At 32.6% G+C, this 25134-nt stretch carries 18 protein-coding genes; 11 read left to right on the top strand and 7 right to left on the bottom strand.

Features of this window, described 5'->3' with window-relative positions; translation table 11 throughout:
- Nucleotides 1–50 precede the first annotated feature (50 nt).
- From RH82_RS17720 to RH82_RS05435, 8 genes are all read left to right on the top strand, one after another.
- Nucleotides 51–2687, top strand: a complete 2637-nt coding sequence (locus RH82_RS17720) for an InlB B-repeat-containing protein (RefSeq protein WP_052158229.1) — start codon at nucleotides 51–53, stop codon at nucleotides 2685–2687.
- Nucleotides 2688–2922: 235 nt separating this feature from the next.
- On the top strand, nucleotides 2923–6900 hold the full coding sequence (locus tag RH82_RS05465) for a choice-of-anchor Q domain-containing protein (protein WP_034058859.1): 3978 nt from the start codon (nucleotides 2923–2925) through the stop codon (nucleotides 6898–6900).
- Nucleotides 6901–7253: 353 nt separating this feature from the next.
- A complete protein-coding gene (locus RH82_RS05460; protein WP_034058857.1) occupies nucleotides 7254–7496 on the top strand; it encodes a hypothetical protein in 243 nt (80 codons plus the stop codon).
- Nucleotides 7468–7770, top strand: a complete 303-nt coding sequence (locus RH82_RS05455) for a hypothetical protein (protein WP_034058854.1) — start codon at nucleotides 7468–7470, stop codon at nucleotides 7768–7770. The genes RH82_RS05460 and RH82_RS05455 overlap by 29 nt, the downstream gene beginning before the upstream one ends.
- Nucleotides 7771–7911: 141 nt before the next feature.
- Complete coding sequence (locus RH82_RS05450) at nucleotides 7912–8097, top strand: hypothetical protein (protein WP_034058852.1); 186 nt, start codon at nucleotides 7912–7914, stop codon at nucleotides 8095–8097.
- Between the two features lie 593 nt (nucleotides 8098–8690).
- The gene (locus RH82_RS05445) at nucleotides 8691–9038 is read left to right on the top strand and encodes a hypothetical protein (RefSeq protein ID WP_034058849.1); all 348 of its coding nucleotides are present in this window, start codon (nucleotides 8691–8693) and stop codon (nucleotides 9036–9038) included.
- Between the two features lie 170 nt (nucleotides 9039–9208).
- On the top strand, nucleotides 9209–9772 hold the full coding sequence (locus tag RH82_RS05440; protein WP_034058846.1) for a hypothetical protein: 564 nt from the start codon (nucleotides 9209–9211) through the stop codon (nucleotides 9770–9772).
- Between the two features lie 240 nt (nucleotides 9773–10012).
- Nucleotides 10013–10321 (top strand): hypothetical protein, encoded by a 309-nt coding sequence (locus RH82_RS05435; RefSeq protein ID WP_034058843.1) that lies wholly within the window; start codon nucleotides 10013–10015, stop codon nucleotides 10319–10321.
- Between the two features lie 16 nt (nucleotides 10322–10337).
- Here RH82_RS05435 and RH82_RS05430 read toward each other — a convergent pair whose 3' ends face one another.
- The 7 genes from RH82_RS05430 to RH82_RS05400 all read right to left on the bottom strand — a co-directional run bounded on the left by RH82_RS05430 (nucleotide 10338) and on the right by RH82_RS05400 (nucleotide 16955).
- Nucleotides 10338–12524 (bottom strand): amino acid permease, encoded by a 2187-nt coding sequence (locus RH82_RS05430; RefSeq protein ID WP_034058841.1) that lies wholly within the window; start codon nucleotides 12522–12524, stop codon nucleotides 10338–10340.
- 322 nt (nucleotides 12525–12846) lie between these two features.
- Entirely contained in the window at nucleotides 12847–13524 is a 678-nt protein-coding gene (locus RH82_RS05425) for a type 1 glutamine amidotransferase domain-containing protein (RefSeq protein ID WP_034058838.1), read from the bottom strand.
- Nucleotides 13525–13570: 46 nt separating this feature from the next.
- Nucleotides 13571–14203, bottom strand: coding sequence for a nitroreductase family protein (locus RH82_RS05420; protein WP_034058836.1), 633 nt, complete (start codon nucleotides 14201–14203; stop codon nucleotides 13571–13573).
- 17 nt (nucleotides 14204–14220) lie between these two features.
- On the bottom strand, nucleotides 14221–14886 hold the full coding sequence (locus RH82_RS05415) for an NAD(P)H-binding protein (protein WP_034058834.1): 666 nt from the start codon (nucleotides 14884–14886) through the stop codon (nucleotides 14221–14223).
- Nucleotide 14887: 1 nt separating this feature from the next.
- The gene (locus tag RH82_RS05410) at nucleotides 14888–15472 is read right to left on the bottom strand and encodes a TetR/AcrR family transcriptional regulator (RefSeq protein WP_034058832.1); all 585 of its coding nucleotides are present in this window, start codon (nucleotides 15470–15472) and stop codon (nucleotides 14888–14890) included.
- Nucleotides 15473–15680: 208 nt separating this feature from the next.
- Complete coding sequence (locus tag RH82_RS05405) at nucleotides 15681–16325, bottom strand: thiamine phosphate synthase (protein WP_034058830.1); 645 nt, start codon at nucleotides 16323–16325, stop codon at nucleotides 15681–15683.
- A gap of 33 nt (nucleotides 16326–16358) precedes the next feature.
- Nucleotides 16359–16955 carry a beta/alpha barrel domain-containing protein gene (locus RH82_RS05400; protein WP_034058828.1) on the bottom strand — a complete coding sequence of 199 codons (597 nt, stop codon included), beginning with the start codon at nucleotides 16953–16955 and terminating at the stop codon, nucleotides 16359–16361.
- A 674-nt stretch (nucleotides 16956–17629) separates the two neighbouring features.
- Between RH82_RS05400 and RH82_RS17715 the strand changes: the two genes are divergently transcribed.
- The 3 genes from RH82_RS17715 to RH82_RS05385 all read left to right on the top strand — a co-directional run.
- Nucleotides 17630–20047, top strand: a complete 2418-nt coding sequence (locus RH82_RS17715; protein ID WP_162182448.1) for a GEVED domain-containing protein — start codon at nucleotides 17630–17632, stop codon at nucleotides 20045–20047.
- A 637-nt stretch (nucleotides 20048–20684) separates the two neighbouring features.
- Entirely contained in the window at nucleotides 20685–21521 is an 837-nt protein-coding gene (locus tag RH82_RS05390) for a hypothetical protein (RefSeq protein WP_156112423.1), read from the top strand.
- A gap of 17 nt (nucleotides 21522–21538) precedes the next feature.
- Nucleotides 21539–25134, top strand: a 3596-nt coding sequence (locus RH82_RS05385; RefSeq protein WP_034058823.1) for a beta strand repeat-containing protein, incomplete at its 3' end; no start/stop codon positions are given.

Genomic DNA, 25134 nt, shown 5'->3' with positions numbered 1-25134 from the left:
CATAACACGATTCCATTTTCTTTACACAAATATTTTAAAACAATACTAAAATGAAAACAAAATTACTTTTACTATTCACACTATTATCTTCATTAAGTTACTCCCAAACGTTTGATTGGGAATCAGTGTCATTTAATGGCACTAACTATGTAAGACAAACTGTTGCGGGTATACAAGCGGAATGCACCAATTCTTCAAATGATGTTACTGTGCTTAATGGCGGTGGTTTTGCAGGAACTACTGGAAATATAATAGTTTCTGGTCAACCTGTAAACTCTATCACTGTTACATTTAGTGCTCCTATAAATATTCAATCCATATATGCTTTTGACGGAAATGCTGCTGCTGGTAGTAGAACATTCTCACCAACAGGAGGTGCAAATTCTAATGTTGTTGCAATACTAGCTTTAGGAGCAGGAAGTACAGTAAATGTTAATTGGACAGGTGTTACTAGTTTTACAATTACAGAGAGTAGTGGTGGTTTAGCCAGGTTTGCTATAGATGATATTGTGTTTACACCCTACACTGTACCAGGTTGTACAGGAACTGTAAACATACCGGATACCAATTTTGAATTGTATTTAGCTAATAATTCAGCAATTGATACCAATAATGATAATGAAATACAATGTAGTGAAGCAAGTGCCTTTACAGGAACTATTGATTGTTCTAGCCTAAATATAACAGATTTAACAGGTATAGAAGCTTTTACGGCTTTAACATCGTTAAACTGTAGTGATAACTTACTAACTTATTTAAACGTTTCTAACAATACGAATTTAACAGATCTTAATTTCAATTATACTTCTATAAGTAGTATTGATCTTTCTAATAATACGGCTTTAACAGAATTGCGATGTGTTGGTAACTCACTAACCAATTTAAATGTTTCTACCAACACCGGTTTAACATATCTTGATTGTAATAATAATTCTATAAGTACTATAAACGTTGTCAACAATACAGGTTTAACGTATCTTGATCTTACTTCTAATTCTCTAAACAGTTTAAATGTTTCTACCAACACCGGTTTAACATATCTTCATTGTAATAATAATAATAATATAAACAGTTTAGATATTTCTAATAATTTGAGTTTAACAGACCTTAATTGTGCTAATAATTCTATAAATAGTTTAAGTGTCATAACAAATACTAATTTAACGAAACTTAATTGTGCATCAAACTCTTTAATGAGTTTAAATGTTTCTAACAATACGAGTTTAACAGAATTATTTTGTCACTCAAACTCTTTAATGAGTTTAAATGTTTCTAACAATACGAGTTTAACAAAACTTAGTTGTAGTTACAATTCTATAAGTAGTTTAGATGTTTCTAATCATACGAATTTAGTAGAATTGTATTGTAGATCAAACGGTTTAACAAGTTTAAATGTAGCGAATGGAAACAATACAAATATTACAACCAACAGGTTCGATGCAGGTAGTAACCCAGATCTAACTTGTATACAGGTAGATAATGTCGCTTACAGTACAGCAAACTGGACATACATAGATCCTGCATCAAGTTTTAGTCTTAATTGCCAAACAACTATACAAAGAACCTTAGCAATTACTGCTACAAACGGATCCGTTGCAACCAATCCAAATCCAACCAATGGAACATATACTGATGGAACAGTAGTTAGTGTAATACCAACTCCAGATGCAGGTTACCAATTTGATGGCTGGTCAGTAGATGCAAGTGGAACTACAAATCCATTAAGTATTACAATGGATTCTGATAAAACTATTACAGCAATATTTAGTTTAATTCCTATACAACATACATTAACTATCATTGAAACAAATTCAACAGTAACAGTGAGTCCAAGTCCAATAAACGGAACTTATGCAGACGGAACGGTAGTTACATTAACAGTAACTCCAGATGCGGGTTATATATATAATAGTTGGAATATATCTAATTATGGTGTGTTTTCTCAGAATCCAACAACTATTACTGTAACCGCTGATACAACTATTGAAGGCGTTTCTGTTATAGAAAGACCAGTTTTAACTATAAATGCAATCAACGGAACAGTAACAACAAATCCTAACCCAGTAAACGGAACCTATGCTAGTGGAGAGGAGATTGTTTTAACAGCAATACCGGACACAGGATATCAATTTGACGGATGGTCTGGTGATGCCAGTGGCAATTCAAATCTAACAGGTATTACAATGGATTCTAATAGAACGGTTACAGCAACATTTAGTTCAATTCAACGAACATTAATTGTTAATATTATTGGTACAGGTACTGTAGATGTTGCTTCTGGAACAGTTTACAATCATGGAGACGTAGTAACATTAACGGCTACACCAGGTTCAAGTTTTGCTATAAAAGAATGGACTGGAGATGTAGTAGCAGGTACTGTAAATTCAATACAAATTACAATGAATGCCGATAAAGCAGTGACTGTAGAGTTTGAACCAGCTTTAGGAATAAATGAAGTAGATTATCTTCAAGGGTTGAAAATATATCCAAATCCAACTAATGCTATTTTAAACATTCAATTATACGAAACTCTGGAAAAAGTAGAAGTATTCTCTCTTTTAGGAACAAAAGTTTTAGAAAGCTCCAGCTCTAGAATTAATGTTTCAAACTTATCGAAAGGAATGTATTTGTTAAAAATTGAAACTCAAAAAGGTGAGGTAGGCGTAAAGCGCTTTATTAAAGAATAAACCCTATCACGAATAGATTATTTTTAAAGGCTTAGTTATTATAACTGAGCCTTTTTATTGTCATTTTTTTTATGTTGAAAAATTAATCTTTTTTTTTAAAGAAGCTAGTTAATAACAATAATACCATTCACAAAGCCAATCTGCAATTCATAAAACGCTTTGTTATAATATAACACGATTCCATTTTCTTTACACAAACAATAAAACCCTACACAAACATTAAAATATTACAAAAATGAAAACACGAATACTTTTAACACTACTTTTAGTAAGTAGTTTTGCTTTTGCTCAACTGCCTACAGACGAAATTGCTAAATATTCCTTTACAAATGGAAACCTTGAAAATCAAGTTACGCCAGGAGTAGAAGATTTGGTGCAAACAGGAACAGCAACAGTAAATATTAATGATCGCTTTGCGACAACAACAAATGCTAAACAACTTAATGGAGATTACCTTACTAGAGGGAATTTTAATTCAACTAATAGTTCTATAAGTTTTTGGATTAAAACGTCGACAAACGACGCGAATTATAGAACAATTTTTGATAAAAGTTTTCGTTCTGGAGCTGGTTTCGGAACATTTGAAACAGGGTTTCATATCTATCAAAAAGATGGACAAATAGGAATTCAAGGTTCTTACGTACAAAGTAATGCTCCAGGAGGTGCGAATACACAAAATTCTTTTGATTACTTCAATACAGAATTAATTGATGATGATGAGTGGCATCACATTGTTGTGAATTCTCGTCGTACTTATCCAGAGGTTGGTAATTTTGCTAATTCACAATATCTTCTTACCTATTATTTTGATATTTTTATAGATGGCGTTTCACAATCATTTACAAAAACAAATCAAAACTCTTTGTCTATAGACAATCCATTAAACGCAAATCAAAACGTAACGATAGCAAATAAAGCTACTGCTTCACCACTAACAAATGCCAATGTGTATTTAGATGAAATTGATGATATTTATTTATATGAAAGAGTATTAACAACTCCAGAAGTAAATGCATTAGGAAACAACTTAGGGTTTTGTTTTCCACCAACGACAGCAGAGTTTTCAATAACAAATACTTTGTCAACAGAAACAAATATTATTTTTCCAGAAGTTGCTACGTATGACATTGCTGTTGTTGAAGATGGAATGCCATTTGCGAGTGCATCAATAATTACTAGCCAAGGTACTATTAATACGACTATTCCCAATCTAACTCCAAACACAACATATAATGTTTACTTAAGGAGGCATTGTAATTACGGATCACCATCTGCATGGTCTGGTTTTAATCAGTTTACTACAAGTTCGGGAATTGTATATGTAAATCAAACTGCAGCTGGATTAAACGATGGAACGTCTTGGACAAATGCATATACTAATTTACAAACGGCATTTACAAACTATATAACAGGAACAGATATTTGGGTTGCTACAGGAACATATATTCCAGATTTTATAGATACTTCAATTAGTTTCAATATTACTGAAGATAATACTAAAGTGTTTGGTGGTTTTGCAGGTACAGAAACAAGTTTGTCACAAAGAGATTTGATTGCAAATCCAACTGTATTATCTGGTGATCTTTTTGCAAACGATGATGCTATACTTAGTTTTGGAAACACAACACGAGCAGATAACAGTTCACGGGTATTACATATCTATTTAGCAGATGATGTTACTATAGATGGGTTTACAGTAAGTGGAGGAGAAGCTGTTGGAAGCGGAGCAGGAATTCACAAAAATGTAGAATCTGGGAATCTGGTAATGCGTAATGTAATTGTTGAAAATAATGTTGCAGTTAATTCTGGTGCAGGAATGTTATGCCAATTAAATAGAACAGATGATGTACGCATAGAAAATTCTATATTTAGAAATAATTTAAGTACATATTATGCAGGTATATATGCATATTTTTTTAAATCAAGTAGTACAACTGGAGTAGTAGAACTTCAAAACGTTTTATTTGATGGTAATAAAATTGAAGATGCACCAGGACGACCAGGGTTAACAGGTCCAGCAGGTGGTTTTAAAGCTAGTAATTCAGGAAGTTTAAGCTTATATATGCGTAATTGTACAGTCGTAAACAATACAGATCAAGGAACATTAAGTTATTCGTTTAGAGGTGCAATATATACAGATGGAACGCAAGGACAAATGGCTTTCTATGCATACAATTCTATTTTTTGGAATAATAGAAGAAGTGGGTTTTTGTTACATTCTCAAGGATTTGGTGCTAATGTAGAAAGAGCAAATAATGTTATTGCCGAAGATGGATTATTAAGCTTTCCAGCAGTTTGGAGAGTTAATGTTTCTACAAGTGATCCTTTATTTACAGATTTAGCAGGTGGTGATTATACTTTACAAAATGGATCGCCAGCAATTGACGCAGGAGATAATACTTTTGTGTTAAATGATGTAGTTACAGATTTAGTAGGAGAAGACCGTATTATTGCTAATACTGTCGATTTAGGCGTTTATGAATTAAGAGCAGAATGTAATGAAATATCTATTGCAGGAATAACAGCGGTACAAGGTACTAATCAAGCAAATATATCTTGGAGTCATTCATTCAATCCATCTGGACCATTCGATTTAATTTATGTAGAAAGTGGACAACCAATGAATACTGGTACAACAGTTTCTGGCTTAACAACAACAAGTCATCAAGTAACAGGATTAGCATCTGGTTTTTATGATGTATATGTGAGAGCTTATTGTTCAGGAACTCCAGGAGTATACACAATGAAAACAATAGGCTTCGATACTCCAATTTTTGTTAACGAAAATGCAGCAGGAACTAATACAGGTGCAAACTGGCAAAACGCTTTTGTTTTATTAGAAGATGCATTAGCAGTTGCACAAGATGGAGATAAAATATGGATAGCAGCTGGAACTTATACGCCACCAGCAGGAAATCGTAATAATTCTTTTACAATTACTCAAAATGATTTAAAAGTTTATGGTGGATTTGTAGGAACGGAAACACTTTTAAGTGAAAGAGATTTTATCAATATAGAAAGTACATTAAGTGGTGATATTAATAATAATGATACAGGAGTCGGATTTAGTGGATATTCTCGCGGTGAAAATGTATACCATGTTTTAACAATCAACGGAAATAATGTGTTAATAGATGGTATTGTAGTTGAAGGAGGACAATCGAATGGTGGTGCAGTAAACGAAAAATTTGGTGGAGGTATTATTAAAGGCTTTACAGTTCTAGATTTAAGTATTAAAAACTCAACGTTTAGAAAGAATGTCGCAATTGGAGGTGCTTCTATCTATTCTAGATTCGATTCAGGAGGAGATTTAGACATTCAAAACAGTACTTTTTATAACAACCTATGTACTTATGGAGGTATTTACATATTAAATGGAGTCAATCAAGTAAGTAGTGCAACAGTAGTAAACAGTTTGTTTTATAATAATACATCACAAAATAATGGTGGAGATTTAGGCTTTACAGGAAGTGCAATGTGGTTGAGATCTAATGGAAGCGGAGGTACATTAACATCTAATATTGTGAATTGTACATTTGCAGAAAACAGAGATATTGGAACGCGACCACTTACACAACGTGGTGCTGTAAGTTTATCAAGAGGAACTGGAGCGACACACAATACTACCATTTCTAATAGTATTTTTTATGGGAATGAAGGTGGTGGAAATGCAGTAACTCCTGCTTTAACTAGAGGTCATACAACATTTGTAAATGCAATTTCTGTAAATAATTCTATAGCAGAAGATAATTTTTCTACCGTTCCACCATCTGTAAAGAATAATACTAGTAATGCAAACCCTTTATTTATAAATGTTGTAGCAAGTGATTTTACTTTAACTTCTATATCACCAGCAATTGACAATGGAGATAATAGTTTTGTACTAGGAACAGAAGATCTTTTAGGAAACCAAAGAATATTCAACTCAACAGTAGATATGGGTGCTTACGAGTATAATTCTACATTGAGTGCAGAGAGTTTCGAGTTAAATATAAATGAATTGAAACTATACCCAAATCCTGTAAATAACATTTTAAATATTCTGTTAGATGGTACTTTAGAACGAGTAGAAATCTATACTGTACAAGGACAAAAAATACAGGAAGGAACTACTTCTAAAATTTATGTTTCAAACCTATCTACTGGATTGTATTTATTAAAAGTATATACACAAGATGGAAAAATAGGAGTAAAACGTTTTATTAAAAATTAAGCTATTAACCACTAATTTTTAACCGTAAAAACTCAGCTGTAATGGCTGAGTTTTTTTTGTTTAACTATTTTAAATTTTAATTCTGAAGTTTGATAAAAAGGCATTTTTGAATGTCTTGAAAACAAAATAACTTTGTAAAGTTTTTTTTCTTAATAAACGAATAAGAATCAATATTATGTGAGGAATAGAAGTACTCTAAAAACTATGTTTTCAAATAAAAAGAGACATAAATCTAGTCATAAACACTGTTCTCGTTTAATTTATTAGAACAATTAATATATACGCATTACTGCGTATTGTATGAGTCTTAAAAATAAATAATATTTGTATATTATATTAAATATCAATTTATTATGAACAAAAACAGACTTGTAATCCCCGTTTTATTAGTGCTAACTGCTCTTGTTTCTTGTAAAAAAACAGAAGCCATAGATAAAGGTGTTTCTTTAAGTTTACCAGCAACTACTGCTGCACCTGTAATAGTCATAATAAGAAAACCAAAAGGTTGGCAAGAAATTTTATGGGGAGGAAACACCTGTAAAATATGTGGTTGTAAAATGGATAAGCATGGTAATAAAAGGATTTCAAAAAAATAATATTAATATAATTAAAAATATTATAGTAGTACTAATTGTATTTGTTTTAATGCCATTCCACTCGTTTTCGCAGGATGTTACTCCTTCTAAAAAGGAAAAAAAGCGTCAAAACAATCAAGTGAAAAAGCAAAAAAAGCAAGCTAATAGTCATAATAATAAAACATTGAATTGGTTAGCGGTTATTGATAAACCAATGGATAGTGATGAGGTAAAACAGCTTTTTAATACACTAGGAACGCCAAGTGAATTAAAGGACAATGATAAACTTACATAAGCTTTAAAAAATATACTTCTTAAACTTTATCGCAATGAAGGTATTAGACTAGGTTTTAATAGTAACAGTGAAAGAGCTTTAAAATCAGTTGATTTTTTCCCTAATAATAAGGACTATCTGGAATGTAAAACATATTTACCAATGGGTTTTAATTTTACAGATACACCCGAAGAATTAAAAACAAAATATAAGAATAGTATTGAAAAAGGAGATACGTATTCAATTTTTATTGGCCCAACAAAATATCCAAATCTTATATTTAAAGTGTTTTATAGTAACAATGAAATTTCTCAAATATCTTTTATGTCTCTAAATGCCAAAGAATAAAGGGAGCTGCTTAAAAAAAGGACATCCAAAAAAATCACTAAAAATACTAGAACTGAAGACAATTCCCTCCGCGGTTGTTATAAAAGAATATATAACAATTACCGTAACGATTATTTAGATCTTACTGATAAAAAGAGGCACAATAATAGTTTAGTAGAGGAATGGGATGCAAATTTCGCTATTCCGCCTGTTTTTAGTCATTACACTATCGAAACAAAATATGGTTCATTTCAATTAGAAACTTACAAAGGCCTTGATTTAATAAATGCAAATACAGCATTAGAAAAGTTATATAATAATTGGTATGCTTGCAGAACTGGCAGTGGTAAAGCGTTTCAATTTATAAAAGAAGTAGAAGATTTAAAGAATGAAGATTATTTAAATAAAGAAATAATTTTCTTTTTAACCACTACAAACGACAATTTATTAATAAAATTTCATTTCAAAAAATTCACGATACAATTAATAATTCTTATAACGAAAACAGAATAATTACATATCAAAAAAGCAATGGTAATCTAGTAAAGAAGATAACAGACCTTAAAGGTAATCTTATAAATACTATTAAGCTTGATTATGATAATGAAAGTAATTTGTTATTTGAAACGACTCTTGATGAAAAGGAACATGAAGTTCAAAAAATCACCTACAATTACGATAAATGTAAATCAGCATATATTACAGATTTGTTAGACGATTCTAATTCTCAAAACCCAAATAAAATTTTTAGTTGTAAAACTAAAACAACAGTTAAAAAAATTAGCAATTTTACTTTTTCAACTGTATATATTAATAAAATTGGAGTGGGAGAAGTAAAAAAAATCGATTTAAAACAACATAAAGATAAACCAATTTTAAGGTATTACACCTTTAGTTATAAAGAAGACGAAAATAGTATTCAAACTAACTTACATAAAAAAGATAAAATTAAAGTGTATTAAACGCGTATATATGATGATCAAGGCAACATAATATATATTAAAAGTGGCTATGCAGAATTGTTTTACACTTATAAATATGATGAAAATAATAATTAGAAAGAGAAAATAGAAACTTCTAAAATAAAAAGTAAAAGAAGAATTTTTAAACAAACGATTACATACTAAATCACATGAAAAAATATGTCCTCATTGTATTCTTAGGTTTCACATTAGTGCTAAACGCAAATATGGCATCTCCAATGCAATCGGGAACCTTAGGCGCAAATCCATTTTTAAATAATCATGTAAATGTATTACACGAAAATATTTTAATAACTATAGATGAGGATTTTCAATACGCGAATTTTGATATAGAATATAGTATTCAATCTGAAAAAGATGGAATAGAAATACCATTTTTATTTTATGCGTCAGAGTATTATAACGATTTTAAAGTTACAATAGATGGCAAACCTGTTGTATTAAAAAAATACAATGATTTTTGGGATGACTTTAATATGAAAAACAAAAGGCTAACCAATTTCGATTATTTATATAATCTTAACAGGGAGGACATTTCAGAAATAAATACAGTGTTTAAAAAAGGAAAGTCTGAAACTATTAATATCGATGATTTTATTTATTTTGAAACCAATATAGCAAAAGGACAGCATAGCATTAAAGTAAGTTATAAAGCCACTAAATGGCAATATAAACATAGTAGAATAAACGAAACTAGTTTTAGATATGCGTGAGCTCCAGCAAAATATTGGAAATCATTTGGAACACTAGATATCAAAATTGACGCTAGCAAAGTAAAAGAGAACATTTCAACCAATTTAGGAATACCAGTAAAGGGAGAAATAAACACAATTTCAATTTTTCATTTTAATCAATTACCTGTAGATATCCTACAAATAAATTTAGAACCAAATTTAAATGGTTTTACAAAGCTGCTATTAAAAATAGAGACGTTTGGCTTAACTTTAATTTTTATGCTATTAATCACAGCAGTCCATATCAAGCTACTCTTTAAATACCGTAAAAATAACCCTAAAAGTAAATTCTCTGTAATTACATTACTTGGAGGTTTAATTATTCCTTTACTATTTGTTTTAGGCTTAATGTTTTCTAGCTTTTTAATCGATTACTTTATTGGTGTTTACGCAAGTGGTAGATCTAGTTATGGTGTTTTTTATTCCTTTTTACTATTACCAAAATACTGGTTGTATTATTTAGTATTTGTTTTTATACTCGATTTTATTTTTAAGAAACAAAGTCAAAAAAAGTTTTTAATTTTTTAGTAACCATTGGTAAGTTTTATTCTTTATTACGTAAATCTAAATCAAGTTCATTAAAATTATTGGCTGCGCGAACTAAAAGCGTAGACCCAATAGATTCGAATAAATTATTTGTTTTTAGAACAAATTCAGCTTGTTTTTCAGTGTTGTAATCTGGAATACCAATAATAGTAAGATTAGTAGCTTTTGATTCTTCTTCTATAATATTATAAAACGGTTTTTGTTCCAAAGTATTATTTACAATTTTAATCTCCACTTTAACCCTTATATCTTCAACAAGTTTTGAGATTTTAGATTCAATAATGGAAACATCTACATTATTGTTATTTACAAAAAGGACTCTAATAGTGGTGTCATGCCATCGTGGAGAAGCAATAATAAAACGTGCAATATTAAGCATCATTTCTGCATTTTTACTATCTGTTTCTCGCCACCAAAAATCAACTGAACTATAGTTCCCGAATTTTGATACACGATCAAAATCTAAATACAATAAATTATAATCTAGATGCAATAAAGTTTGTGTCATGTTAGAATATTCTTTAGAATCTTCTAAACCTTTTGGCCAGCCCATCATAATGGTATTGGGCTCTACACCAGAAAACCCAAAGGTTGATGCAATATTAGTAATACCATTATAAATATTATCTACTTTTATTTGTCTAGCAAAAATACCAAGGCCTTGAAACATATCATCTCTAACAACCTGATCGGTTTTTTTTAATGGAGGCTTACTGTTTTCTTTATCTAAAATCAGGTTAAAATTGGTTACAATTCCTGTACGTCCAGAAACAGTTTTACATAATTCTAATAAATAGGATTGATGCTCACTTTTACCACTAAACAGTATAATATTTGGATTCCAATTCGAATTTTTATCTACTTGAGCATCAATTTTCTTGAGTCCTTTACTAACTACGTTTTCCCAAACACTTTTCCAAACATCGTTAGACTGTAATTTCACTTCTTTACGTTGTAGCCCAAAATACATTGCGCTAATAACAGCTAAAGCTGCTACCATTGCTATCATGTCCAATTTAAACATCACGGTAAAACAGGCTATAAACCCAATTAAACCAATCCATCGCTTGACCTTAAATTTAGGCTGAAAATCAGGATTTGCCCAACTTTCAAGAAAAAACGAGATATTTATAAACCCATAAGCGGTTAAATAAAACATAGAAACCACACGCGCAATAATGTCTAATTCTCCAATAATAATTCCTAGTTCTGCAATAATAAAAGCAAGAAATAAAGCATTAACAGGTTCGTTATTTGTTCCTTTTCCTTGGCTAAAAAAGGATGGTGTAACTTTATCAATGGACATGGCTTGCAAAATTCTAGGACCTCCAAGGATGCCTCCCAAAGCTGAAGATAGCGTAGCTCCCCAAATTCCAGCTACAACAACAGGAGCAAAGAGCGCCATTTTCATTAATATATTATAATCTGTTTTTAACACTTCAGAATCGATTGTAAAAGCCATAAAAACAGCCAGTAGAATATAAACAACAAGACCAACTCCAATAGCATATAAAGTACCACGAGGAATAGATCTTTTTGGGTCTTTTAAATCACCACTCATGGCAATTCCAGCTGTAAAACCAGTAACTGCAGGAAAAAACACGGCGAATACTACTTCTAAAGGGACTGCATTTTCAGCTGAAAATAAATTTATTGTTGTTGGAGCAAATGCTGTAGAACCAAGAAATATTGAAATCAGTGAAAGAACAATTGCGGCTAGAATAATAAACTGAACTTTTAGGGCAAAGGATGTACTTATAAGCGCTAACAGTGTAAGTGCAAACAGCGCAATAGTGCCTGTAAGTCTTAAATCATTAATTGATGTTCCAAATCCAAAATAGGCATTAAAACTTTCGGCAAAACCAATTAAATAGAGCGCGATTGAAAATGCTGTTCCAACAAATAATGCAATACCAATGGAGCCTCCAATAGGAATCCCCATACTTCTGGATAGCACATAATAAATACCACCAGCACCGATTTTTTTATCTGTAGCAACAGAAGAGACACTTAAACCTGTAGTAACAGCAATAACATGGGCAATAACGATAATTACAATAGTACCAATTAGGCCTGCATTACCAACAACCCAACCTAAACGCATATACATAATAACGCCAAGAATGGTTAAAACAGAAGGCGTAAAAACACCTGCAAAGGTTCCAAATTTCTTTTTTTGTGGCATTAATAAAATTTTATTTTTTGAAGAAAATATTCGGATGCCAATATAACTATTCTTTTTATTATATAATACTTGTATGTATATTGAAATAGTTAGGCTCGAGGTTTTTAAGTTTACTGGAAGTTTTAATCACTTAAATACCTTGATTTTAAAAAATTATTTTATGAAATGCTAATAAGATATCTCTTCGTTAAGTAACGTCTTGATGGTTATCTTGAGAGAATAGAGGAATTTATTTAATATGTAATACTAACGTAAATACTAAAATAGTATATCACTAAAAAAAAGGTTGCCTCTAGAGACAACCTTTTAATAACCATTCCTATTATTTTAAACTTTCTAATAGTTTTTCAGCAACGAGTTCAGACGAAGCAGGATTTTGACCAGTAATTAGATTGCCATCTTGTATTGCATAAGCTGCCCAATCTTCTTTTTTAGAGTAAATTCCACCATTTTCAGTTAGCATGTCTTCAACTAAAAAAGGAACAACATCTGTAAGACCAACGGCAGCTTCTTCAGTATTAGTAAAACCAGTTACTTTTTTTCCATGTACTAGAGGTGTTCCATCTGTGTTTTTGACACCTTTTAAAGCAGCAGGAGCATGACATACAAATGAAATTGGCTTATCTTGACTATTAAACTTTTCTATTAATGCAATAGAAGTAGTGTCGTTTGCTAAATCCCATAACGGACCATGTCCTCCAGGATAAAATACAGCATCAAAATGATCTGGATTCATATCTGCTAATATCTTAGTATTAGCGATTTTTGATTTTGCATCTTCGTCTTTATTAAAACGATCTGTATCTGCTGTTGCGGCATCTGGTGAATCACTGCTTGGATCTATTGGTGCAGCGCCTCCTTTGGGTGTTGCAATAGTAATAGTTGCTCCTTTATCTAATAATGTGTAATATGGGTTTGCAAATTCTTCAACCCAAAATCCTGTTTTTTTTCCTGTATCTCCCAAGGTATCGTGAGATGTTAATACAAATAATATGTTCATGTCTTTTTCTTTTTTAATTATTATTGTGTTCTTCTTTACTAATTAATTATGCTATAACAGTTACTAAGTCTTCCATTGGTTTTCTAACCTTTACAAGGTTTACTAACCAATCTTCATCTTCTTTTCTATACCCTAATGGTAATAAAACAGCACTACGCAATCCCTTTTCACGAAGGCCTAAAATTTTGTCTACAGCGTCTGGCTCAAAACCTTCTAATGGAGTAGCATCGACACCTTCGTAAGCTGCAGCGATTATAGCCGCACTAAAAGCAATGTATGCTTGTTTAGCCGCGTGATTAAAGTTTTCTTCTGCGTCTTTTTGTGGATATAATTTTAAAAGCATTTGACGATAGTTTTCCCAACCTTCGTTTTTAAATCCACGAATCTCGTTTGTTAAATCGAACATATAGTTTATTCTATCTACAGTGTAGGTATCCCAAGCAGCAAAAACGAGTAGGTGAGAACAGTCCGTAATTACGGATTGGTTCCAAGCTACGGGTCTAATTTTTTCTTTAATATCTTGATTTTTAATTACAAAAATCTCGAAAGGTTGTAATCCACTTGAAGTAGGAGCTAAGCGTGCCGCTTCTAAAATGTGTTCAATTTTATCTTCGGCTACTTTTTCGCCATTCATAGCTTTTGCAGCGTATCTCCAGTTTAACTTATCTAATAATTCCATATCATTAATTTTATTTTTTAGTTATTTTCTGTTATTCTTTTTATGTCATTTGAAGTAATTATTACTTCGGCATGACTTGAACTATTTGCCAAGTTCAGCATTGCTTGCGCAATACTTTCAGGGTTTATTATCTTGTAGTCTTTTAATTTTCCAATAAATAAAGGTTGTATTATTTTAAATACATTCAACGCTATTTTTTCTAATGCTCTACGTTCTTTGCGTTCACCGCCAATTAATGAAGGTCTTAAAACAAAGGTGTTTTTTATATTTTGTTCTAGTACATCGTGTTCCATTTCACCTTTTGTTTTATTATAAAACACATTACTTTTTTTATTGGCTCCCATTGCAGAGATTACTAAAAACGTAGAGATGTTATTTTCTTTTGAAAGGATTGCAGCAGTTACCGGAATACCATAATCGATCTGTTTATAACGCTTTTTATTTGGTGTTTTATTAGTCGTCGTGCCAACGCAACAATACACTTCGTCTGCTATAAAATGGGCTTTAAATTCTTCTAACTTTAAAATATCGCCTATAAATTGTGTTACCTTATTAGGTAACCCTTCAATTTTGGAACGTGAAAACAACTTGATGCTTTCGTATCTATCATCTTCAATTAATTTTTGAAGTAAAATAGTACCCGTTAAACCTGTTGCGCCTAATATAATTGCAGTTTTCTTCATATTACTTAAATACTTTTATACTAGTCCAAGCAGATTGGTAGGCGTCTTCTAAATGTGTTTTGTCTAGTGTAAATGCACCACGTTTTTGAGACATCATTAAAAATGATAACGGGTTTATGGAATAGGCATATAACAGATAATTTGACATGGGTTTAATTACACCTTCTGTTTTACCACGATCCCAAAGGTCGAGTAGCGGTTGTAAATGTTTGATCCCTTCTTGTCTGCTAGTTTCATCAATCATTGGAGTATTGTCACATTGTGCTAAAAACATAGCATTTTCACATTCTTTAAGTTTATAATCTGCAATACGTTTCCATATTAACTCAAAGCCTTCTTCAACAGATAGTGTTGTATTGTAAGTGGCAAATGCATACTTTGTGTATTTTGCTTTAACTTCTATATAAGTCTTATTTACTAAATCTTGTTTGTTTTCAAAATAGATATAGATTGTTGCTGGAGAGACGTTTGCCATTTTAGCGATTTTACTCATTGGTGTAGCATGAAAACCACTATTGTTAACTAGTTCTATTGTTGCGGTAACAAGTGCATTACGTTTATCTATACTTTTTTGAAGTTTAGCCATCATCTTTTCTATCTACTACAAAGGTATGATAAAAATGAACGTTCATTCTTTTTTTAACAAAAATTTAGATTTATTGTGTAATACAATACAAGAGGAAATGTGTCATTAAGTAAGTTAGAAGAGAAACTTATAGAACTAGTACTAAAATTAGTATCATTTTAGTACTAGTTAAAAAGCGTACACCATTGTTTCGATTAAAAATCATTAATTACTCAAAAGTATGGCGTTGCTCTTGTGTTGAAGATGCGTTTAATAATTGGTTAAATATTTTGATGCTATCAAAATCTTGGGTGATTACTTCAGATACAGCAATTCCCGAAATACCAATTTCTAATAGGTATGAAACGTCTTCTGTAGTTATGCCTCCAAAACCAATAATAGGGATAGGTGTTTTTAAAACATCTGTAATCGCTCTATAACCGTTTAAACCTAGAACGGGATCCAAATTATCCTTAATACTTGTATCTCTAAATGGACCTAAATTAATATAGTTAATTTCTTTATCTAATAATTTTTCGCAATCGGTTAAAGTATTTGCTGTCCCGCCAATACTTTGCCAAGTGTATAAATGTTTTCGCACTAGAATAGGACAGGCGTCTGTTTTCTCTAAATGCACACCATCTGCCTTAATGTCTTTTGCTATTTTATAATGACTACTAATTATTAATCTAGTTTGAAAATAAGTAGTGATTTTTAAAACGTCTTTTGCTAACTTTAAATATTTCTTTTCTGAAATATTTTCACAATGTAATTGTACTAATTCAGCACCTGAAGTACAAGCTTTTTGTATGTTTTCTAGATGTTCTTTTGGAGAGTTTCCTTGAGATATATAATGTAATTTAGGTATAATCATGTTTTAGTATTTTTGTGACTGTTCAAATGTGTTTTATTTAAATGACTTCAAATGTAGTTTCATTTTTTTGAAAATTGCTAGAGGTGTAGTACTATTCCAAATACCACCTAAAACCCCAACACCATTATAACCTAAGGTATCAAATACAGATAAATTATCTGCCGTAACGCCACCCATTCCAATAATTATTTTGTCGATAGCATTAACATCAAAACCACGACCATTATAACCTTCTTTTGATAATGATGACAATACAGGACTTAATAAATGATAATCAAATTCAAAATAACAATTTTCTAAGTCCTTAGGTTCATGAAAAGACGAACTTATAGTTTTGCCAAATAGGCTAAGATTTTTAAAGTAACGACCAGGATTATCTATATGCTCTATTCTTTCTTGTTCTTGAAAATGAATGCCTTTTAAATTAAACGTGTTAATGAGCTCATGATGATAGTGCACTACTATTCTGTTGTGGTACTTTTTATCTATTTTATTTAAATAGTCACAATGCGCAGCGTAGTCTTTATGTGGTTTTCTAAAATGATAATTTTCTAAGCCTTCTTGAAATAACTGATTAAGAATTTCTATTTCGTTTGGGACATCATTTTCTGGAGCTATTACAACTATCATTGTTTAATTCTTTTCGTCAGCCTTAACGTATTTAAGGATTTTATTATTTTTTTTGATGTGATATTAAAACAACCTCAGCAATACAATTCTAAATAAAGCATAAAAATATCTTAATCTTTGTTTTACAAAGATACTTTAGATTCATAATACTTTATGGGTTTATACTTTTATTTCATTCTTAATTATAGTTAGATTGTTTCTTGATACATGTGTTTTAAACACGAGTCAATCCAAATTCACCAAGTATATTATCTAATGTATTAAATAATCCAGGATTTTTTTTAAATTTTAGTACATAGGTTATAAAAGAACAATTGCCAGAAAATTTGAAAAGGACTTGACGACACTTGAATTCACACTTTATTTTTTAGAAAATAGAACGACTACCAAACGTATTGTAAAGTAATAATTAGAAAAATAATCTCCAAGAGCAAAAATGCCCGTTTCAACAATATTGAAGGGGATATTTTTGTTTTATTTAGACTCATGAAAACTCTTTTTTAGTCGCTAAAAATAGTAAAGCTTTAGTAGTTTAGTGTATTTTTTTTATTTTAGCTAAGAAATGTTAATCGCGTTGTGATTACTTGATTCCCCGAATGTCACCATTTTGAAAAACAATTATTAACGTTTAATTAAATATTATGACCTACTTAGTCTCCCAGATTAGCACAAAAATGTCCTTTATATCGCTTGTTCTCTTTTTTAGCATTCAACTTAATAGCCAAAACTTATCGTGTGGTACTCCATCGATGACTGAAAACCAAATAAGATATACACTTGATGTTGTGGATAAGGCAGGAGCAGAGGGTAAAAATGCAGGGACTACATGTTTGCCAATTAGAATTCATATTGTTACGGATGATGTTGGAAATGGAGGAGTTCCGATGGCAGATGTGAATGAAGGCGTAGCAAACTTGAATAATTTCTACCTAGTTGCAGGCATTGAATTTTATATACATTCTGTAAATAGTATCAATAGTAATGCTTTGTATACATTCGATACTACAGAAGAGACTGCAATGACTGCTGCAAATTCTATTTATGATGCCGTGAATGTCTATTTTGTGAATAGCATCACTGTCCCTGGTATTGGAGGAGCTTGTGGTTATGCTCGTTTTCCAAACAATAATACTTCGACTCTTAATATGCTAATGGATAATGCATGTCTATTAAATGGTCCTAATGGAACTTTTGTGCATGAGTTTGGACACTTTTTTAACTTAGGACATACACATCAGAGTACAGGAAATGGAAATACAGACCCATTCGCTGAAAATGTTCCTAGAACTGGACCAAATGCGAATTGCGATACTACTGGTGATTTATTATGTGATACAGAAGCAGATCCAAATGGTAGTAATGATGCCAATTGTAACTTTATAAATGATGGCGTTAGTACGCAAGATGAAAATGGTCTTACCTATACACCAGATATCAATAATGTAATGTCATACTACTCAGATGCATGTGGTGGAATTTTTACACCAGAACAGTATACACGAATAGCAAATGGTTTAGCAACACGACTTAGTCATACTGCTTATAATTTATTGGGAGCTGCGCCTGCATCTGTAACAAACCCTTCAAATTTAACAGCTTCTTTAAATAATTTATACGGAGCAGATTTATCTTGGACTGACAACGCAACAAATGAATTAGGATATTTAATTGAAAGATCTAATGACGGAGGTGCGACTTGGATTGTTCCTGTTGGAGCTGGTGTGGACGCTAATGTTACTTCTTATACGGATACTACAATAGTTTCAAATACAACCTATGATTATAGAGTAAAAGCTTCAAATGATAGTTGTAATGATTATTCAGCTACGGCATCAATTGTAGTAGGACTATTTTATTGCGGACCTTTATATTTCCCATCTAATGTTGAACCTATTACTTTGGTTGATGTTGCCGGCATTAGTAATGTAACAGATGCAACGATAGGCGGTCCTGAGCATGAAGACTTTACACTCGTTGTGGGAGCAATGGAAGAAGGAATGTCCTATCCAATTGCTTTGGAAGGAAATACAGATGGTGGTTTTACAAATAGATTTGCTGTTTTTATCGACTGGAACCAGAATGGTGTTTTAGATGATGGCGGAGAAGTTTATGAAATTATAGAAACGATTTTTAACTCAACCGGAACCGATGGCATGCAAGCTACAGGTATGATTGTTGTACCCGCGGGCGTTACTGCTGGTAATACTATAATGCGAGTTAAGAAAATATATAACACTACCAATTATTTAAATCCTTGTTTAGGAGCCGGATATGGTCAAGCTGAAGACTATACAATTACTGTAACTGCTAGCGACGGCGTAGGATTAAGTCCAAAAGTATATATTCAAGGCGCAGCCTTAAACCCCAATGTGGGAGAAGAAGCCTTAATGCGTGACGATTTACGTGTAGCAAATCTATTACCAACCACAAGTCCGTATACAGATGGATTATCTTGTGATATTTCCGTATTTAATACCACAGGAACGAATGCGGTTGTAGATTGGGTTTATATAGAATTAAGATCTGCTGCATCAAATACAACAATTGTAGACAGTCAGTCAGCTTTATTGTTAAGAAATGGGGCTGTAGTAGGTGTAGATGGTTTTTCTGATCTAGAATTTGAACAACCACATGGAGATTATTATGTAGCTGTTAAACATCGTAATCATTTAGGCATTATGAGTGACTCAACAGTAAGTTTGTCAAGTACTGTAACATCAGTTGATTTTACAGATGCCAATAATCAAATCACTTATGGTATGAATGCGCAAACCACTTTTGGTATGCCAGCCAATATAGTCGCGCTATGGTCTGGAGATGTTAATGCAGATAAAAAGGTTCAATATTCTGGTACCAGTCCAGATTCATCAAGCATATTATCTCATGTATTAAATGATATTGGAAACGTTTTTAATTTTCCAACATTTTCGGTTTCAGGTTATAATAACAATGATGTTGATATGAATGGAGAAACACAATATGCAGGAACAGGTCCAGACACACCATTTATACTTCAGAACGTAGTATCACATTCAGGAAACTTTTTAAATTTTAGCACATATACTATAGAGGAGCAATTGCCTGAAAATTAAATTGTTATATAATTTTCAAAATATAGGAGAGTACAATTAGTTGTATGATGTTAAAACACAAAAACAAACAAAACTTCATATAAAGACTATCCATAAAGGACTGTTCAACATTGGTTTATTGTTTTTTGTCGATAGTGTTAAATTAAGTTCTAAAAAATAGAATTAATTAGAGTATATTTAAAGAGTATTTCTTGCCTTAGTCTTAGTAATTATAAATTCATATTGCTTAATTTTAGGTTTTGAGAACAATCAATTTTACCATATATTTTAATACCAACAGCTATTATCCTATTCATTATGCAAAAAACAAATCACTTATTTAGCAGGCAAGTTCTCTTCATATCAAACCTTCAAATAAATGTAAAAAAGGTTAACAAAATTAGTTTCTTAGCATCCCTTTAATTTTTTTTAGCCCTTTTTTCCTACGGTGATTACTTTTAATAATCTTAGTAGATTAGATGAAGAAAGCCAATAAATTTCAGTGTTATGCGCAAATAGAAATTCATTTATATCTAAAAAAAAACAGTAGCTTTCATCTATGATGATACGTAAAAATATAATTCAATCATTTTTTATTAAAAGGTGTTTTAAAGATTACTAATTATTTATCTTTTAATAGTCCTAAAAAAGTAAACAAATGAATAACATTACAATTGATATACTTTTGAAACCAAAAATTTCGTACAGTACTTCTATTTTTAATATCATTTCCTGCATATTTATGTTATGGCTATGTCTGATAAATACAACAGAAGTGTGTGCTCAGGAAAAAACTGTATACGATGTACAAAACCTGAAGCTAGATGAAACTACAGCTGACGGAATTATATCTTTTCAAACTATTGCACCACACCTCACAGGTGTTGCAAAACTTCGACAGCATGTCTACGAAAACCAAGAGCTTTATCCTATGGAGCAAAAAGCGATTGAAACCAGTAGAGATAAAAAACATGAAGCCCATAAGCGCTGGGAACGTTACATGCGAAAGTTGCCAGTATATGTTTACATAACAAAAGATGTGCAAAATTACATTGAAGTAACAACGGAAATTAGTAATAGTTTTACAGTCTGTCAAAAATTCAATGACAATTTGATGGTGAAAATTGAGAACAAAAATGATTATCCTATCAGTGCAGAAATAGAGTTCGAAGCTGGTAATCTTGTTAATTTCCCAAAATCAGACGAAGAAATAAAAATTGTATTCAATAAAAATCAAAAAATAATCTTCAATTACATTGGTAACGGAAGGGCTACATTTAGTTTGCCTGCAAAATCAAAAGTATCAGCAACTATACCCGTAGTATATACTTGCGATGGAAGAAAAGGGAAAACAAATAGAACTGAAAATAATCAAATCTCGATAAATCACAAGATTAATCTTGTCGGATATATTTATAATAGTGAAAAAAAGGAGTTAAACAGAATAACTTCATTTCCTATAACGACCTCTAAGATTAAACTTGTATATCTATAAAATAAAGCTTCTTAATTATGAAAAACATAACAGTAAAAACGGTAGTAACACTTGTAGCATCATTACTTATTTTATTTACCGCTAGTGCACAAAATATTTCTGGAGTAGTAAATTCATACACCGCAGTTTCTGCTGTAAGCGGAACAAGTATCATTGTAGGAAATAGTGCTGGATTGGCAATTAATGATCCCATAATGATAATACAAATGACAGGTATTAGTGGTGGTGGAAATGCTGGAGGAGTTGATAACGGCGCAGGTAACTACCACTTAGCAAAAATAACAAACATTGTTGGTAACACATTAACGGTTGATACAGCTGTAATAAAAACATTTACACCTGGAACAGAAAGAGTGCAACTGGTAAGAATCGCAAAATATTCAAGCGATGTAACAGTTGTTGGTACAGTTTCAGCGCAACCATGGAATGGAACCACTGGAGGCGTTGTTTTTATAGATGCGTGTGATAGTAATATAACGATGAATGCAGATATTAATGCTTCAGGAGATGGTTTTTTTGGAAGAAATACAACAGGAGATTTTGCAGTAGATAACTGTGCTGAGTCTGCAATTTTTTTAGCTACACCAGATGATAATTGGGGAACTGACCCTTTATATTTTGGTGGAGACGCTGGAAATTCAGCGCCATTATCGGGAGGTACAGGTAGAGGTGGACATGGTGGTTGTGATGGCGCACAAGGATCACCAGATGGAGGAGCGGGAGTAGGTGGTGATGGAGCAAATTCTACAGATGTAGCACTTGGTTCTGGTGGTGGTGGTGGTGGTTATGGTGGTGGTGGAACTAGTGGAGGATTTGGTACAACAATTTCCGGTACTGCAGCACCAGGAACAGGAAGTGTTTTTGATACAGCAAATAACTTACGACTATTTATGGGAGCTTCAGGAGGTTCTGAAGTTGAATGGGCTCCAGCTACTGGTAACGGTGGAGGAATAGTAATTGTACTGGCTAATAACATAACAACAAATGGGTCCAATAGAGATATAGTAAGTGATGGAGATGATGGACCAAATTCAGGAGTATATTCCTTTTTCGGAGATGCTTCAAATGTAACAGGTGGAGCTGGAGGAGCAGGATATATAGTTGTGCAAGCAACTTCAATAAATGCACAAGTAAGCGCATTTGCTAGAGGTGGAGATGCTACAATACAAAACGGAGCGGCGCCAGCGTTTGTTGAATATGGAGGTCCAGGAGGTGGAGGCTTTATTATTAGTGCTTCTGCAATTACGACTACAGATGTAAATAGTGGTACTATTTTGGCCGGAAACGGAGCTTTAGCAGGAGCTTCTGGTAAGGTAGTTACTGACGCAGGAATTAGTACTGCTTTTACAATTGCATGTTTAAACTGTTCGTTTGCAAATGCAGGTAAAACTGCAGAAACATGCAACAACAACTTAACGCGTCTTCGCACAGATGACTTTGCCAGTTTCGATTTAAACCCAACAGGAACAGATCTAGGATCAACCTACACAGTTTCTGTTGATAATGGCGGCGTTATTACACCAACAACAGGAACATATGGTTCTGCAACAAGTTTTAGATTGCAAGATGGTTCTGCCAATAATACTTTATATATAATTAAAATAACCGACAGCACAACAGGTGCATGTACCATAACAACAACAGTACAGCAAAGTAACTGTGATATAGATTTCTGTGATTTAGCTATTGTTGGAAACGTAGATAGTGACTTAGATGGTGTAGCTGATTATTGCGATGACGATGATGATAATGATGGAATCTTAGATGCACAAGAATTGTGCGGTACAGATCCTTTAACGTTAAATGCTGATGTAGATATTGAAATTCAAATAGATCTTGATCAATTTTCAACAGAAGTTGGATGGCAATTATCACAAGGAGCTACGGTACTTTTTAATGTGCCTCAAGGAACTTATACGACAGGAAATATAACAGTAACTCAAACAGTAACTATAACAGAAAATGCAAATTATACCTTTATAATTACAGATACTTTTGGTGATGGGATCCAAGGGAATTCATACCGCATTTTAGTGGATGGAGTACCCGTGGTTAACCAAACTTTTGGATCGCCAACGGATACGACTACATTACAACAAACTAATAATTTCTTAATAAACACAATTGCAAGTAATCCTTTTAGTTGTTTATTGGATGATCCTTCTGGAGATTCCGATGGCGATGGAATCATAAATTATAGCGATGCAGACTTTTGTGTATTAAATGGAAATGGTGTTTGTTCTAGTTTAGATTCAGATGGCGATGGACTTATAAACTCATTAGACACTGATAGTGATGGCGATTTATGTTTTGATGCACTTGAAGCTGGACACGCAGATGGAGATACTGATGGAAATCCTGATGGAATACTTGGAAACGCTCCAGTTACAGTAAACGCTGTAAATGGCAGAGTAATTGCACAAGGTGGATATACAGGAACCGATTTAGCAGTTACAAACGCAGCAATTTCAACAGCCTGTGTGGTGCCAACAATGAGTGTTGGCGATGTAACGATCGCAGAAGATGGCGGAAGTGCATCAGTTCCAGTAAGTATCGATAATCCAAGTTCAGTAGATACTGTAGTTTCAATTACTACTGTAGACAACTCAGCAACCAATCCAAACGATTATACTACTACAACAGTAACGGCAACGATTCCAAACGGACAAACGACTGTTAATGTATCGATTCCAATTACAGATGATACCACAGGAGAACCAACCGAAGACTTTACCGTAAACGGAACAGTTACAAGTGGCAATACAAGTAATCCAAGTGATAGTGGAACAGTAACCATTACAGATAACGACACACCAGCCATGAGCGCAGGCGATGTAACCATCGCAGAAGATGGCGGAAGTGCATCAGTTCCTGTAAGTATCGATAATCCAAGTTCAGTAGATACTGTAGTTTCAATTACTACTGTAGACAACTCAGCAACCAATCCAAACGATTATTCAAGTACTATAGTAACGGCAACGATTCCAAACGGACAAACGACTGTTAATGTATCGATTCCAATTACAGATGATACCACAGGAGAACCAACTGAAGACTTTATCGTAAACGGAACAGTTACAAGCGGAAACACAACTAATCCAAGTGATAGTGGAACAGTAACCATTACAGATAACGACACACCTGGAATGAGCGTAGGCGATGTAACCATCGCAGAAGATGGCGGAAGTGCATCAGTTCCTGTAAGTATCGATAATCCAAGTTCAGTAGATACTGTAGTTTCAATTACTACTGTAGACAACTCAGCAACTGATCCAATCGATTATTCAAGTACTACAGTAACGGCAACGATTCCAAACGGACAAACGACTGTTAATGTATCGATTCCAATTACAGATGATACCACAGGCGAACCAACTGAAGACTTTACCGTAAACGGAACAGTTACAAGTGGAAACACAACTAATCCAAGTGATAGTGGAACAGTAACCATTACAGATAACGACACACCTGGAATGAGCGTAGGCGATGTAACCATCGCAGAAGATGGCGGAAGTGCATCAGTTCCAGTAAGTATCGATAATCCAAGTTCAGTAGATACTGTAGTTTCAATTACTACTGTAGACAACTCAGCTCGTATAACTATACGTGGCGT

Source organism: Lacinutrix jangbogonensis (genome assembly GCF_000797445.1).
GTDB lineage: Bacteria > Bacteroidota > Bacteroidia > Flavobacteriales > Flavobacteriaceae > Lacinutrix > Lacinutrix jangbogonensis.
The sequence above is the reverse complement of the archived record's forward strand: the minus strand, read 5'-3'. Positions and strand labels throughout refer to the sequence as shown.